Source organism: Stenomitos rutilans (genome assembly GCF_059505485.1).
This window is the reverse complement of sequence record NZ_JCACKR010000094.1, coordinates 1-14,219: the sequence shown is the minus strand read 5'-3', so window position 1 is coordinate 14,219 and position 14,219 is coordinate 1. Positions and strand designations below refer to the sequence as shown.

The 14,219-nt window shown below is 51.0% G+C and carries 13 protein-coding genes; 9 read left to right on the top strand and 4 right to left on the bottom strand.

Translation table 11 applies throughout. The annotated features are described in order from the left end of the window. Window positions 1-56: 56 nt before the first annotated feature. The 4 genes from AC5JLP_RS18860 (at window position 57) to AC5JLP_RS18845 (ending at window position 3,588) form a co-directional block, all read left to right on the top strand. Window positions 57-1,130 carry an Mrp/NBP35 family ATP-binding protein gene (locus AC5JLP_RS18860; protein ID WP_496069483.1) on the top strand — a complete coding sequence of 358 codons (1,074 nt, stop codon included), beginning with the start codon at window positions 57-59 and terminating at the stop codon, window positions 1,128-1,130. 120 nt (window positions 1,131-1,250) lie between these two features. Continuing rightward, on the top strand, window positions 1,251-2,528 hold the full coding sequence (gene rodA, locus AC5JLP_RS18855) for a rod shape-determining protein RodA (protein WP_496069482.1): 1,278 nt from the start codon (window positions 1,251-1,253) through the stop codon (window positions 2,526-2,528). 100 nt (window positions 2,529-2,628) lie between these two features. Further along, window positions 2,629-2,826, top strand: a complete 198-nt coding sequence (locus AC5JLP_RS18850) for an NAD(P)H dehydrogenase subunit NdhS (RefSeq protein ID WP_496069481.1) — start codon at window positions 2,629-2,631, stop codon at window positions 2,824-2,826. Window positions 2,827-2,853: 27 nt separating this feature from the next. Further along, window positions 2,854-3,588, top strand: a complete 735-nt coding sequence (locus tag AC5JLP_RS18845; RefSeq protein WP_496069480.1) for an HAS-barrel domain-containing protein — start codon at window positions 2,854-2,856, stop codon at window positions 3,586-3,588. Between the two features lie 17 nt (window positions 3,589-3,605). Here the strand turns inward: AC5JLP_RS18845 and AC5JLP_RS18840 are convergent, their stop codons facing one another. Further along, complete coding sequence (locus AC5JLP_RS18840; RefSeq protein ID WP_496069479.1) at window positions 3,606-4,148, bottom strand: pentapeptide repeat-containing protein; 543 nt, start codon at window positions 4,146-4,148, stop codon at window positions 3,606-3,608. Between the two features lie 286 nt (window positions 4,149-4,434). Between AC5JLP_RS18840 and AC5JLP_RS18835 the strand changes: the two genes are divergently transcribed. The 3 genes from AC5JLP_RS18835 to ftsZ all read left to right on the top strand — a co-directional run bounded on the left by AC5JLP_RS18835 (window position 4,435) and on the right by ftsZ (window position 7,605). Continuing rightward, window positions 4,435-4,875: a DUF4168 domain-containing protein gene (locus AC5JLP_RS18835; RefSeq protein WP_496069478.1), complete on the top strand. Its 441-nt coding sequence runs from the start codon at window positions 4,435-4,437 to the stop codon at window positions 4,873-4,875. Between the two features lie 413 nt (window positions 4,876-5,288). Further along, window positions 5,289-6,137 carry a cell division protein FtsQ/DivIB gene (locus tag AC5JLP_RS18830; protein ID WP_496069477.1) on the top strand — a complete coding sequence of 283 codons (849 nt, stop codon included), beginning with the start codon at window positions 5,289-5,291 and terminating at the stop codon, window positions 6,135-6,137. 172 nt (window positions 6,138-6,309) lie between these two features. Then, the gene (gene ftsZ / locus AC5JLP_RS18825) at window positions 6,310-7,605 is read left to right on the top strand and encodes a cell division protein FtsZ (RefSeq protein ID WP_496069476.1); all 1,296 of its coding nucleotides are present in this window, start codon (window positions 6,310-6,312) and stop codon (window positions 7,603-7,605) included. Between the two features lie 124 nt (window positions 7,606-7,729). Here ftsZ and nblS read toward each other — a convergent pair whose 3' ends face one another. The 3 genes from nblS to AC5JLP_RS18810 form a co-directional block, all read right to left on the bottom strand. Beyond that, the gene (nblS, locus tag AC5JLP_RS18820; RefSeq protein ID WP_496069512.1) at window positions 7,730-9,754 is read right to left on the bottom strand and encodes a two-component system sensor histidine kinase NblS; all 2,025 of its coding nucleotides are present in this window, start codon (window positions 9,752-9,754) and stop codon (window positions 7,730-7,732) included. Between the two features lie 175 nt (window positions 9,755-9,929). Next, complete coding sequence (gene purD / locus AC5JLP_RS18815; RefSeq protein ID WP_496069475.1) at window positions 9,930-11,234, bottom strand: phosphoribosylamine--glycine ligase; 1,305 nt, start codon at window positions 11,232-11,234, stop codon at window positions 9,930-9,932. A gap of 274 nt (window positions 11,235-11,508) precedes the next feature. After that, complete coding sequence (locus AC5JLP_RS18810) at window positions 11,509-11,664, bottom strand: hypothetical protein (RefSeq protein WP_496069474.1); 156 nt, start codon at window positions 11,662-11,664, stop codon at window positions 11,509-11,511. On the opposite strand from AC5JLP_RS18810, the gene AC5JLP_RS18805 reads away from it, so the two are divergent. Then, window positions 11,655-13,103 carry a tetratricopeptide repeat protein gene (locus AC5JLP_RS18805; protein ID WP_496069473.1) on the top strand — a complete coding sequence of 483 codons (1,449 nt, stop codon included), beginning with the start codon at window positions 11,655-11,657 and terminating at the stop codon, window positions 13,101-13,103. The two genes, AC5JLP_RS18810 and AC5JLP_RS18805, sit on opposite strands and share 10 nt — an antisense overlap. A 471-nt stretch (window positions 13,104-13,574) precedes the next feature. Next, window positions 13,575-14,180, top strand: a complete 606-nt coding sequence (locus AC5JLP_RS18800; protein WP_496069472.1) for a class I SAM-dependent methyltransferase — start codon at window positions 13,575-13,577, stop codon at window positions 14,178-14,180. The last annotated feature ends 39 nt before the right edge of the window (window positions 14,181-14,219 follow it).

Below are 14,219 nucleotides of genomic sequence, written 5' to 3'. Positions count from 1 at the left end.
ACGGTAAGATCGTCCTCATACCCATTGATTTTTTGCGCTGGAGCCAAGGGTTAACTATGCCGACATGCCTTGATACCAGTTCTGTTCTTGAAGTCCTCAGACCTGTACAAGACCCTGAACTCAACAAGAGCCTGGTGGATCTAAATATGATTCGCAACGTGGCGATCGCCGATGGCAACGTGAGTTTTACGCTCGTATTGACTACCCCAGCTTGCCCCTTGCGCCAATTCATTGTGGATGAGTGCGAACGAGCGGTCAAAACACTACCCGATGTGAAAACTGTAAGCGTTGACGTGACGGCAGAAACACCGCAGCAGAAGAGTTTGCCCGATCGTACAGGTATTGACCGCGTTAAAAACATTCTGGCGATCTCCAGCGGTAAAGGTGGCGTGGGCAAAAGCACCGTTGCAGTGAATGTCGCCGTTGCCCTGACGCAGTCCGGGGCAACGGTTGGGCTGATTGATGCGGATATTTACGGCCCCAACGCGCCAATGATGCTGGGGCTTGAAGGTGCTCAGGTGATGGTACGGCAAGCGGGGTCTCAGGGAGAAGTGCTGGAGCCTGCCTTTAATCATGGCGTGAAGCTGGTATCGATGGGCTTTTTAATTGACAAAGACCAGCCCGTCATTTGGCGCGGCCCCATGCTGAATGGGGTGATTCGTCAGTTTCTCTACCAGGTGGAGTGGGGCGATCTGGATTACCTGATTGTGGATATGCCCCCCGGCACAGGTGATGCTCAGTTAACGCTAGCGCAAGCCGTGCCGATGGCAGGTGCCGTGATTGTCACGACACCTCAAAGCGTGGCGTTGCTTGATTCTCGTCGGGGCTTAAAGATGTTCCAGCAGCTTGGCGTACCTGTGCTGGGCATCGTCGAAAACATGAGCTACTTCATCCCACCTGACATGCCAGACAAGCAGTACGACATTTTTGGCTCTGCTGGCGGCGAAAAAACCGCCCAAGAACTTCAGGTGCCGCTGTTAGGCTGCATTCCGCTAGAGATTTCGCTGCGTGAAGGCGGCGATCGCGGCGTTCCCATTGTTCTAGCCGCACCCGAATCTGCTTCTGCTAAGGCACTGACAGCGATCGCTGAGCGGATCGCGGGCAGAGTTTCGGTGGCAGCGTTAGCATAAGCAAGATAAAAGGGAATCGAGAGTCGGGAATCGGGAGTCGGGAAGCTGATAGCTGGTAGCCAGTCATATCTCATTCTTTACCCCTCACTCCTCACTCCTCACTCCTAACCTCCTTCAAGCATGTTGCAAAAGTCACCTCGTCGTATTCGTTGGAAGTCGTTAGTGCAGCCTTGGCAGCATACCGATTGGTTGCTTTTTCTGCTGCCTGTTGGCTTAACGGCGTTTGGGGGCTTGATGATCCGCAGTACGGAGCTTAATCAAGGCTGGACTGATTGGTATCAGCACTGGATTATTGGCGCGATCGGCTTTGTGATGGCTCTGGCGATCGCGCGGGTGCGGTACGACAATTTGCTTCAGTCTCGCTGGATCGTGTACGGCATCACCAATCTTTCGCTGCTGGCAGTCATCTTTCTTGGTACCTCAGCGTTAGGAGCACAGCGTTGGATTACGATCGGCGGCTTCAATATTCAGCCTTCAGAATTTGCCAAGTTGGGTGTCATTATTATACTGGCAGCCATTTTGAGTGATCGAGCAGCCTCGACGCTTCCCGTTTTAGTAAGAGCCTTAGCCATTACTGCGGTACCCTGGGCCTTGGTCTTTATTCAGCCAGACTTAGGAACATCGCTGGTTTTCGGCGCGATTACGCTAGGAATCCTCTACTGGGGGGATGCCAATCCAGGCTGGCTACTGCTGCTAGTCTCACCGCTGTTTTCAGCCATCTTGTTTAATCTCATCGGGCTGTCACCCTGGTTTATTGGGTTACTTGCCATTTGGATTGTGCTAACAGGGGTTGTTGGCTGGCGGACGTTGCCCTGGCATCGGTTTGGGGCAGCAGGTGCGCTGGTCGTCAATCTGGTTGCAGGCGAACTAGGGCATCTCGCTTGGGGCATTTTAAAGGACTATCAAAAAGATCGGCTCACGCTCTTTCTTGATCCTGACAAAGATCCACTGGGTGGTGGTTACCATCTCATCCAATCACGTATTGCGATCGGGGCAGGCGAACTCTGGGGACGGGGACTCACACAGGGCACCCAAACTCAGCTAAACTTCATTCCTGAACAGCATACTGATTTCATTTTTTCGGCAATCGGCGAAGAACTAGGCTTTGTAGGCTGCCTTATCGTGCTGTTGGTTTTTTGGGTCATTTGCCTGCGCATCATCATCATCGCTCAGAATGCGCGAGATGATTTTGGCTCTCTGCTGGCGATCGGCGTACTGTCGATGCTCGTTTTTCAAGTCGTCGTTAACGTTGGCATGACCATCGGCCTCGCCCCGGTTACAGGCATTCCCCTGCCGTGGATTAGCTATGGCCGCTCGGCTCTGCTCACAAACTTTGTGGCGATCGGACTGGTGCAGTCTGTTGCCAACTTCCGCCAGCGCTTGAACTTTAGAGATTAAGGTGAAAGGATGAGGTATAAAGGCTAAAGGATCAATTAAGAAGTTTTAGCTTTTAGCCTTTATCCTTAAACCTACGTACCCCATCACAGCGTAAACCGCCATGATTTTGCCAGGTTCAGCCGTTAAAGTCATTAATGCCGAAGACACGTACTACGCGTTTCAAGGTTTAGTCCAGCGTGTGAGTGACGGTAAAGCTGCCGTTCTCTTTGAGGGCGGCAATTGGGATAAGCTTGTGACTTTTCGTTTGGCAGAGCTAGAAGAAGTTGATGTCACGGCTGGTAAGAAAAAAGGAAAGTAAGGCAATGAAAGTTTTATGTGTTGAGTTATGAGTTATGAATTAAAGACAGCTCAAAACAACTCGAAACTCAACACTCAACACTCATCACTCTTCATGCGTCTTCCTCTGCCTCAATTTGCCGGTCAACATCGTCCACCAGGTCACATTGCGGAAGTCATTGAGACGGCAACAACCGAGTTCCTGGCGCAATGTTTAGAACCGGAGAACCTGAGCTTTCCCGTGATGCCACCATTTGGTAGCTGGGTTAAGTCGGTGGATGAAGAGTCGGGCAACCAGATTTATGCGGTGGTATATCACGCCACTACCAGCCCGATCGATTCAGTTCATCGGGCACGGGCATTGGGTCTATCGCTGCAAGATCTGCGCGAACAGCAACCCCAAATTTTTGCCATGCTGAAAACAGAGTTTCGAGCCGCGATCGTGGGGTTTCAGCCACCGCCTGATGGTAGAGCCAACGAACTTACCGAGCCAGCCACCGTTTATCAGCATTTACCGCCACGACCACCGCAAATCCATCAAGCGGTTTATGTCTGTGACGTGGCTGAGATTCTTCACTTCAGCGAGCAACTAGATTTTCTACGAACCTTGCTGCAAATGCCTGGTGCTCCAGTAGATGCCCTTGCCGCTGCCACAATCCGCGAAATTTATCAACTGCGGCAGGCCGATCGTTCCTGGTTAGTGCAGGCCGGACGATCGCTCAGCTTGCTGTTAAAGGACGATTACGATCGTCTACGCATTATCCTGAGCCAAATTCACCTTTAAACCAAGGCTGAAAGCCACTACGGGCGCTTAACGCCAAAATCCAACGCCCGCTCAGGTTGACGCGATGACGGCCTTGGTAGCAGTGCGCCTGTGAGTGTGGCCGATAAAAGGTTCACACCGTATAGCTCCACTTGTCGTAAATCAACATTGCTCAAATCCGCGCCTTGAAGATCGGCAAAGAGTAAGGTTGCGCGTTGTAGGGCTGCATTCTGCAAATTTGTGCCAATGAGACTACTTCCACTCAGATTTGTCGAGCGTAAGTTCGCTCCCATCAAATTAGCATTGGTCAAGTTACTTAAACTCAAATCCGCCTGCTCGAGGGTTGCCTCTGCTAAATTACTACCCTGAAGATTCGCCTCACTCAAACTCGCCTGACGCAAGTCCGCCGACTGCAAATTTGCGCCCTGTAAATTAGCTCCAAATAGGTAAGCCCCTTCGAGATTGCAGTTTGGACAGCTTTTGGTGAACAGCAACCAGGCAACTAATACCTCTCGTCGATAGTGCAGCATTAACCAGCCGACAAGCAAAGTAGCGGCAAGTGCAACCCACTTTAGTTTCACGGCGTTTCCCCTTTCATGTCCTCCCTACTCTAACGATTCGCGTTCCTGATGCTGGTTGAAACCGCTCGTGTGATCAATGCAGACTGTTATCAGGAAGTGTGAAAGGACACTGGGCGATCGCGCCTTCATTGGTCTGACGATCGCAGGGACAGTCTTTCATAGCGGGTGGAAGACTCGGAGCACGAGCGAGCGTGAAGAAGGAGGGCGTCTAATGGGATAGCTTAAACGCCCCAAACACGCTAGGTTAAATTCAACGATCGTTTTGCTCATCCCTGCTGACGTTGCTATGCGCTTACTTCGTCGTCTTCGGCATACGCTGGTCTTTTTACTGACAACCCTTTTGTTCTGGTTTGCCGCGATTGATCATTCTCCCCTCTTGGCGGTTGAACTACCCACCCTCAAAAATTTCCCTTCCGCCTCAGACTTGATCGCGCCAAGCCGACCATTGATTGATCCCAGTAGCATTCCCTCAGAGAAAGTCAGCGAATTTGTCCACGCATGCCTTCAGGTGGTTGCTCTGATTGAACGCCGCGAAGGAGAACTCCAGGGATCGGAAACCGAGACAGAATCGTTGCGGGTTGAGCAAGAGATTGAATCTGAGGCCCTAGCCATCATCGAAAAAGCAGGCTTAACGCGCCAAGAATACCTACAACTCCTGGGGCTAGCCAATACTGATCCAGAATTTGGTGAGCGCATTGCTGTGCAGCTTCAAGAAGCGACGAGTTGAGAGAAAGGAGAAGGGGGAAGGAGGGGAGTTTTAAGTTTTGAGTTAATTCTGCCTTCTGCTTCCTGTCTTCTGCCTTTTACCTCCTGCCTTTTATCTCCTGCCTTTACCTTCCGCCCCTTACCTTCTACCGTCCTAACGAATTGCCAAAACAGACTTGCAGAAATGGGGATGAGTGATTAAATGGAAAGCAGCAAAGCGACTCGGTTGCAAGTCGAATCAAGCATTTGAGGTATGCGACTGTCATCGTTAACTGTGAGGTTGATGCGTCGCTTTGAGGATGGTGGTTCTCAAGCTGCTTGCAAGGTCAGCAACGTTAGTAAAACCTTAAGCATTGCCGAGATGGTTCGTCTCCAAAATCGGGTATCTTAAGAGACTAATTCGATCGCACGCAGAATTAGTAAACAACTATTTGGATGACTAGCAGTATCGCTTCCGTATCCCAAACTGAGTTAGCACAGCGGCGACAAAAACTTCGCCAGCGCAGGCGTGTCCGCTTTTTACAGGCGGGCTGGAGGGTGCTGGCCGTTTGTGGGTTAACGGCTGGGGTCGTTTGGGCGGCCACATTACCCACCTGGGTCATTCGGCGTCCAGAGCAGGTGCAGATTGAAGGTAATCACTTGATCCCAGTGCGGACGCTGCGATCGCTGTTGCCCATTCCTTACCCGCAGTCGCTCTTTCGAGTGGAGCCACAAGTGATCGCACGCGAACTTCAAGCCAGAGCGCCGATCGAAGACGTGATTGTAAACCGTCAGCTTTTTCCGCCAGGGCTGGTTGTGCAGGTGAAAGAGCGCTTGCCTGTGGCGATCGCCCTGATGACCGAGGGCAATTTACAAGGAACCGCCAAGACCACGCCTAATAACGGCCTGCTTGACGAAAACGGCATGCTCATTCCACTAGAAAGCTATACAGCGCTAGATCAATCGCTCAAGCTGCCTTCCCTAAAAGTCATGGGCAATCCAACAGCCTACCGTCCGTATTGGTCAAAGTTGTATCACGAGCTGACTCAAGGGCCGCCTGTAAACGTCTCTGAAGTTGATTTGCGCAACCCAAGCAATATGATTTTGAAAACAGACTTGGGGCTGGTGCATCTGGGTGCCTATAGTGCCCGCTTTTCGTCACAGCTGCAAACCCTCGATCGCATGCGCAGGCTCTCCACCCATTCGAGCTTTAGCCAGATCACCTATATTGATCTCCGTAACCCAGAAGCACCAACCATTCAGGTGGGCAAACCCAAAGACCTTGTAAAATCTGGTACGCCTTAGCTTTATAAGTATGAGATTATGAATAACCAGCAACCAGGCAGATTAGATTTACCTAGATGAATTAGAATTTCAGTCTGTTGTCTATCTGTTCCTGAAGTTGGTTTTTTGTATCGCTTCCTTTATAGTTGACCCGCTGAGCACTGAAACTTAGTTTATAACCGCTGCAATTCCAATGACTCTTAATAGTAATTCGGCTGCAATTCCAATGGCGCTCAATGAAAATTTGGGAGAGTCTCACGATGGCTCTCATCCCGAAGGGCAGAATAACTTTTCACGGTCAGTGGAAACGTCAAACCCCTTTGGCAACTCCGGACTACACTTAAGTCAACCTGCAAACGCAAAAGGTCAACCGGGGGAAGATTCCAAGAGGGGTGATATTGTGCCAAGTAGCGTAGCCAAAATTAAGGTGATTGGTGTTGGCGGTGGCGGTGGCAATGCAGTCAACCGCATGATTGCCAGTGATGTGGCAGGCGTTGAGTTTTGGTCGATTAATACAGATGCCCAGGCGCTGACCTACGCAACCGCTATCAATCGTCTGCACATTGGGCAAAAGCTAACGCGCGGTCTAGGAGCAGGTGGTAACCCAGCGATCGGCCAAAAAGCCGCCGAAGAATCGCGTGACGAAATTGCGACAGCGCTGGAAAATTCGGATCTGGTGTTTATCACAGCGGGTATGGGCGGCGGCACAGGCACGGGAGCAGCGCCGATCGTGGCAGAAGTCGCCAAAGAAATGGGAGCGCTCACGGTTGGCGTTGTCACTCGTCCCTTTACCTTTGAAGGCCGACGACGCACCAGTCAGGCAGAAGAAGGAATCGCCGCGTTACAAAGCCGAGTTGACACCTTGATCGTGATTCCCAATGACAAGCTGCTGTCGGTGATTTCAGAGCAAACGCCTGTTCAGGAAGCGTTTCGCGTTGCGGATGACATTCTGCGTCAGGGCGTACAGGGCATTTCAGATATCATTACGATCCCAGGGCTGGTGAACGTTGACTTTGCCGATGTGCGTGCGGTAATGGCAGATGCAGGCTCCGCACTCATGGGCATTGGCATCGGTTCTGGAAAGTCTAGAGCGCGGGAAGCAGCCGTCGCCTCAATTTCGTCGCCCTTGCTGGAATCGTCGATCGAAGGGGCGCGTGGGGTCGTCTTTAACATTACTGGAGGCACCGATCTGACGCTGCATGAAGTGAACGCAGCAGCGGAAATTATTTACGAAGTGGTTGACCCTGAAGCGAACATTATCTTTGGCGCGGTGATTGACGAGCGGATGCAAGGCGAATTGCGGATCACGGTGATTGCTACAGGCTTTACCCATGAGGTCAGACAGCAAACGTTGTCTAAGCCGACCACAGCACGGCGACCCATGACACCACCTCCCGTAGGCAATCCGTCACCGCCAACCGATCCTAAAAACAAACCGACAGGCTTAGACATTCCTGAGTTTTTGCAGCGGCGCAGACCCCCTCGCTAAAAGGGTTTCTTGGCCAAGCTCTTATGGCTAAACACTCAAAAGGCGCAGAGCATTAAGCTTTTGCGCCTTTTGCATGGATGTTGTCCAGAAATGAAGCATCCTTGGTTCAAGCAACGACTGGGGTTCAAGCAACGGCTGGGCTGATTTGAGTTTCTGTTGTAGATGAAGTGATTTCTAATGAACTTGCTTCAACTGCATGAATCTCGATCGTCCCTTGGCTTTCGTCGTGCTGGGTATCGTGGCTAGCTTCACCCGACTCGACCGTTGCCTCTTCTTGAAACACTTTGAGATCAAACCAGAATGTCGTGCCAATGCTCACTTCGCTGACAAGGCGGACACGGCTCCGATGCTTCTCAATGATGTTTCGTACAATGGATAGCCCCAAGCCAGTGCCTTCAAGGGTATGCACCCGATTTTCGACGCGAAAGAAGCGATCAAAGATAGCAACCTGATCCTCGATATCAATGCCAATGCCCGTATCGGCTACCTCAATGCGAACCTGTTGGAAGTCAGTTGGCGCGTCTGCGATCGCAGCTTTATCAACGGGTGGGCAGAGAAACGGGCGCGACTGATGGTTGTCAGTCAACACATCTGCGTTCAGCAAATAGGCACGGATCGCCACTTTGCCGCCTGTTTCGGTAAATTTCAGCGCGTTACCCACCAAATTGGTGAAGACCTGAAGCAGTAAATCGTAATGACCAAACACAGGGGGCAGATCGGGTTGAATCTCTTGAATCAGTTCAATGCCCTTATCCCGTGCATTTAAGCGGTAAGTACGCAGGGTTTGCTCGATCGGCTGCGCCAGATCCACCGATTCAAAATTGTAGAGTTTGAAGGACTCTAACCGCGACAAATCCAGTACGTCGTTGACCAGACGCGTGAGGCGATCGGTTTCACGATTAGCCGTTTCCAAAAATTCGCGTTGTTCTGTCACGCTCAGGTCTTCGCCGTACTCGTGGAGCGTTTCGATAAAGGATTTGATGTTAAACAGCGGCGTTCTCAGTTCATGAGAAACGTTGCTAATGAATTGGCTCTTCGCTTCGTTGAGTTCGGCTTCGCGGGTAATGTCCTGCACCGTCATCGCAATGCCTTTGATATTCTCCCGCGAGAGGTCAAGCACCGTCGTCAGCAGAATCCGCACGGTGCGATCAAGGGGTTCCTTCAGCGCAATGCGAAATTCTGCCCCTTCGCGCAGTTCATCCCTGGCAATCTGATAAAGCGGACGGGTGATTTCGGCCTGCACGGGTGAGGGCAACAGGCGCAGCAAGTTGGCTCCTTCCAGGGGCTTTCCCTCCCAACCAAAAAGACGACGCGCCGTGGGGTTAACCAGGACAATTTGCATGTCCATATCTAGCAATACCGCGCCATCGGCGATCGTCGAAACGAGGGTTTCAAGCTTGGCTTTTTCAGCCGTCAATTCTTCAATATTTTGCTCTTCGTAGCGCTCTAGCTTTTCCGTCATTTCGTTAAAGCTAGCAATCAGTTCACCCAGTTCTCCGCCTAGCGGCAGGTCAACCCGTTGCTTAAAGTTCCCAGACGCAATATTTTTGACCCCAACCAACAGTTCTTTAATGGGTTTGGTAATGGTCAGTGCATTGAAAACGGCACCCAAAATCACCATTACCCAGATAGAGACAAACACGGCGATCGTCACATCGCGCGTCAGGTGAGAGGATGTAACCACCGTGGGATTAGGGTTCGTGCCGATCGCCAGCACGCCTTTGTAGAGGCCTTCGTCAATTAGGGGTACAAAGACATCTGTGACTTCACCATCCGGCGTCATGTGCTGCCGTACCATCGGCACGTCAGTATTTTCAGCGTAATTGTCGGGCAGATGAATTTTACGGCGAATCGTCAGTGAGTTTTGCACCTCTGACTCGGAAAACGGAATGCCGAAAAAGATGTTCCCTTCTGCATCGGCGTACAGCATGTAGCGAATGCTGGAGGTGCTGCTGTAAAAGCGATGGGAAAATCGCGCCAGCTCGGTACGATTTTCATCAATCAGCGGAGCCACATTCGCTGCCAGCAACAAGCCCAGATCTCGCCCGAAGCGCGTATCGTTGAGGCGAGCATCAGCCTGAATCGTGTTAACTGCCCAAAAGGTTAGCCCACTCATGATTAAGGAGACAACCAGCGTTGCCGCTGCCATCAGTTTGGTCTGGAGTGTAAACTCTGACCACCAATTGACAATAGCGGCGCGGATTTGGCTTAAGAAGGCAAACAAGGGCGTGAGATTGGTTAGTTTTTGGTTGTTAGTGGTCAGAGTCTGGCTATTTTTGTCTAACAACCAACCCCTAAAAACTAACAACTGTTTTAACTATAAGTTAACTAGAGGCTGACTCGGCAGTTCTCACTCGATCGCCAATGTCGTGGCGGTAGTAAGCTCCTTCAAAATGAATGGCGTTAACAGCGGTATATGCCTGGGCGATCGCGGCATCAAACGTCTCGCCCGTCGCGGTTACGCCTAACACACGTCCACCATCCGTCACCAGAATTTGCTGCTTGAGTTGAGCGCCTGCATGAAACACCACAGCCCCTTGTTCTTCTGCGTCACTGATGCCCGTGATGCGATCGCCCTTACGGAACGCTCCCGGATAGCCGTTAGCCGATAGGACGACGCAGGCAGCGGCTCCCGCTTTCCAGATGATCGGGGGCTGGGCGGCTAGCCGTTTCTGGACACAAGCTAACAACAGTTCATCCAGTGGGGTTTCCAACAGCGGCAGGATGGCTTGAGTTTCGGGATCGCCAAAACGGCAATTGAACTCAATCACTTTTGGGTCGCCTTCGGGCGTGATCATCAAGCCCGCATATAGCACGCCACAGTAGTCGATCTTGCGGTTTTGCAACGCGGCGATCGTCGGCTCAAGAATTTCCGTTTGAATGCGCTGCATCAGAGCAGGCGTGACGATCGGTGCGGGAGCGTAGGCACCCATACCCCCCGTATTCAGTCCTGTATCACCATCACCAATGCGTTTGTGGTCTTGGGCTGGCAAGAGTGGACGAATCGTGATGCCATCCGTCAACGCCAGCACCGAAACTTCCTGTCCGGTCAAGCATTCTTCAATGACGACGCGTTCCCCTGCTTTGCCAAACTGCCCCTCAAAAATGGCGGCGATCGCGGCTTGGGCTTCTACAACTGTGGCTGCAACTATGACCCCTTTTCCAGCCGCCAGTCCGTCTGCTTTAACGACGATCGGTGCACCTTGAGCCTGCACATACGCCTGAGCCGCTTCTTTTTCCGTAAAAACGGCTGCTTGTGCAGTGGGGATATTGGCTTCTTGCATCAGCGCTTTGGCCCAAGCTTTACTCGCTTCAATTTGGGCACCTAAGCGTGTGGGACCAAACACTTTGAGATGTTGATGCCGCAAATAGTCTGTGATACCGGCTGCAAGTGGGGCTTCAGGCCCAACAACCACCAGGGCAATGCCGTTTACTAAGGCAAATCGTCCAATGCCTTCAAAATCTTGAAGGCTCAACGGCAAGTTGTGGCAGTGTGCTAGCGAAGCGGTTCCTCCATTGCCAGGAATACACGTCACCTGCTGAACTTTAGGAGATTGCAGTAGCTTCCAAGCCAACGCATGTTCACGACCACCATTGCCAACGACCAAAACTTTCACGATTTCTTTCACCCTTAGACTAGCTGAACTATAGCCAAACGTTGAAGTCCAAAGCGACATCAAATTTTAGAACCACCTTAAACCTTAGGTGGGAGACAACCTATCGATAGATTGCTACTACCACCTCAATGGGGACTATTTTCATAGCGCCCGTAGTTCTAAAGTGTCTGGTCTCACGTTTACACCAAGGCACACAGCTAAGTGCAACTCATTATGCCACCTTCGATTACGTAATTGTTATCAAGTGGACACAAACGCCGCAGGCACTTTATAACAGAGGCGTTAGTCAACGACACGATCGCCAAAATCGGCGCGATCGCAACGTTAGATTTCTGTAAGGTTGTTTAGTGAGTGCCATTGCTGCGATCGTCATTGCAGCAAGATCAGGCGCTAGTTCAAGCGTTGATGCAGTCGGTTTGTGGAGAAGTAGGTATGCCAGCACCTGGAGACGCTACGCAAGGATGGGAAGCACCGCGAGTGGAAAGCAAGCAGATGTCACAGATTCAGGTATCCTGGCTTACCTCTCCCTTTTTGTTGCTCGTGCTGCCGTTGCTGATGGGCAGCGGTTTGGCATCGCGAACAACAGCACAAACGACACCAACAGCACCAGCCCTCGTTCTAACAGCACCTGCATCGGCGAACCCATCTGAGCCTAAACCAGCCGCGCCACCATCGCCACGACGCAATCCTGACGAGTTTCCCCCCAACCCATTGGAAATTAAGGCTCCAGACCCGCTGCTGCCCCAGACGTTGAATCAACGTCCGCTCTCTGAGGCAGAACGTAAGCAGTTGGCGATCGCCTTAGACGGACTCAACAGTCAGGCTGCCGAAAAGCTGAAGCGACGCGATCGCGTTGGAGCCTTTGACCTGTGGTACCGCGAGCTACGATTACGACGATCGCTCGGTGTCCTGGAAGAAGTGAAAGCGCTGGGACGAGTCGGCGAAATTGCCTGGAAGGAAAACCTCGCGCCTAACGTGCGCTGGATCACTAAACGGCTTGATGCCATCCTGACGGAGAACCAGCTACCAGCCGCCACTACCGACCCAGCTAGCGATCCCGCTTCCCAAATAGCTTCACCCCTCTCATCCACACCAACCGCTTTGAGCGCCAGCGATCGCGCGAGCCGCATTGCGATTTTAGAAGCACTGGGGTTGGCGTACCAGCAAATCAGGCTGCCGCAAACTGCCACCAGCATTTACCAGCAGATTTTAGCGGATGCAAAACAGCGTCGGGATGAACGCAAGATCGATGCCACGCTGATCACGCTCGGTCAACTGTATCTCAACTGGTTGAATTACCCCAACGCGGCCTCAACCTATCGGGAACTGGCAAACCGAGCCAAAGCACGGAACGATCGCCCCAATGAAATCATTTATCTGACCCAACTGGCTTACGTCCACGAACAGGCAAAGCAGCCCGAACAGGCGATCGCTGCCCAACAGCAACTCGTCGCACTCTACGAAAAAGTGCCCAATCCCAAACTCATTCCAGCTTTAAAAATCAGAATTGGCGATAACTATCAGTTGCTTGCACGCCCTGACCAGGCAGAGCAAAACTACCAGTCTGCCTATCAACTGGCGCAATCGATCCTCCAGCTTGCCTACGCTAGCGAAGCGCTGCAAAAGCTCGGTGCTCTCTACCGCGCCAACGATCGCCTCGATGCTGCCCTCAAAGTCTTCGCTTACCTGGTCAGCCTTGAACAGCAGTCCTACAACCTCTACGGCATGATGAATGCCTATGACCAGATCGGACAAATCCAACTCGCCCGCAAGCAAAATCAACAGGCATTAACTGCCTTTCAAAAAGGGCTTGGCTTGGCAAAACAGCTTAAATATCGACAAGACTACTTCACCGCGCAGATTCAGAAGATTGGTAAGTAACGGTGGGAAAGGCAGGAGGTAGTGACCAGTTTTCAGTCGTCAGTCTTCAGCCAAGCCATGTTGATTCACTAGCGACTGGTTCACTGAATCACTGGAGACCGATCACGGCTCAAAACGTCCCTGCTCCCCCTACCTCCTCCGCTCCCCCGCCGCCTCAGTTGGAGTCAAAGCTAAGACAAAAAGGCTGGCTGGGACGATGCTTATCTTATCCAGGTACTCACTCAACCATAATGCGTTTGCCCTAGTGCACCACTAAACTGCTTGACCTACGGCAACGATTAGTCGGAAGCTATTTCAGTAGGATATGGCAAGCATAGCTGGAAGCCAACAGCGGCTCAACGAGCAGGGATTAGCTCTTCAAGCTCTTGGTTCAATAAACTGCAATTGTCCCAACAACAAGATGCTTTACTTTGTTCGGCAGTTAGCAATAAGATATCGATCTTATTGCTAGTAACTACTGTTGAGAATAATATGGGTACAGATCAAGAATGGGAGAAATGGGGTCAGGTAGATCCTTACTTTGCAGTTCTTACTCATGCTAAATTCCGGACTGGAAACCTCACTCAAGAAGCAAAAGCAGAATTTTTTGAGTCTGGCAAAGACCACATCAGACATGTACTAGAAGTTTGTAGGCAACATCTTGATCAGGGATTTACCCCCAAACGGGCTTTAGATTTTGGATGCGGCACCGGGAGGATCGTCATACCGCTTGCAAAGATTGCTGAGCAAGTTGTTGGACTTGATGTCTCCGACTCAATGCTGGGTGAAGCATCTCAAAATTGTGAAGAATATTCTATGAACAATATTATCTTGATCAAGTCTGATGACAGCCTTTCATCTTTGAGTGGAAAATTTGATTTTATTCATTCATTTCTTGTCTTTCAACACATTGCTCCTAGTAGAGGAAAGCATATCTTAATAAATCTTCTTAAGCATTTAGAGGATGGGGGAATTGGTGCCTTACATTTTACTTATGCCAAGCTAAAATATGAAAAAAATTATGGATTAGAGACAACGAGAGAAAATTTGTTGAACCCACTCAAAAAATTTGTTAAAGCTTTTTGGCTCAATAGGTAATTCAGGGAGTTAAGGGAGAAGAGTGTCCAATAAAGCACT

Excerpts from the sequence above, each read along its gene's own strand:
- AC5JLP_RS18860 (WP_496069483.1), top strand. The coding sequence starts at position 57 with ATGCCGACATGCCTTGATACCAGTTCTGTTCTTGAAGTCCTCAGACCT.
- rodA (WP_496069482.1), top strand. The coding sequence starts at position 1,251 with ATGTTGCAAAAGTCACCTCGTCGTATTCGTTGGAAGTCGTTAGTGCAG.
- AC5JLP_RS18850 (WP_496069481.1), top strand. The coding sequence starts at position 2,629 with ATGATTTTGCCAGGTTCAGCCGTTAAAGTCATTAATGCCGAAGACACG.
- AC5JLP_RS18845 (WP_496069480.1), top strand. The coding sequence starts at position 2,854 with ATGAGTTATGAATTAAAGACAGCTCAAAACAACTCGAAACTCAACACT.
- AC5JLP_RS18835 (WP_496069478.1), top strand. The coding sequence starts at position 4,435 with ATGCGCTTACTTCGTCGTCTTCGGCATACGCTGGTCTTTTTACTGACA.
- AC5JLP_RS18830 (WP_496069477.1), top strand. The coding sequence starts at position 5,289 with ATGACTAGCAGTATCGCTTCCGTATCCCAAACTGAGTTAGCACAGCGG.
- ftsZ (WP_496069476.1), top strand. The coding sequence starts at position 6,310 with ATGACTCTTAATAGTAATTCGGCTGCAATTCCAATGGCGCTCAATGAA.
- nblS (WP_496069512.1), bottom strand. The coding sequence starts at position 9,754 with ATGGCAGCGGCAACGCTGGTTGTCTCCTTAATCATGAGTGGGCTAACC.
- AC5JLP_RS18805 (WP_496069473.1), top strand. The coding sequence starts at position 11,655 with ATGCCAGCACCTGGAGACGCTACGCAAGGATGGGAAGCACCGCGAGTG.
- AC5JLP_RS18800 (WP_496069472.1), top strand. The coding sequence starts at position 13,575 with ATGGGTACAGATCAAGAATGGGAGAAATGGGGTCAGGTAGATCCTTAC.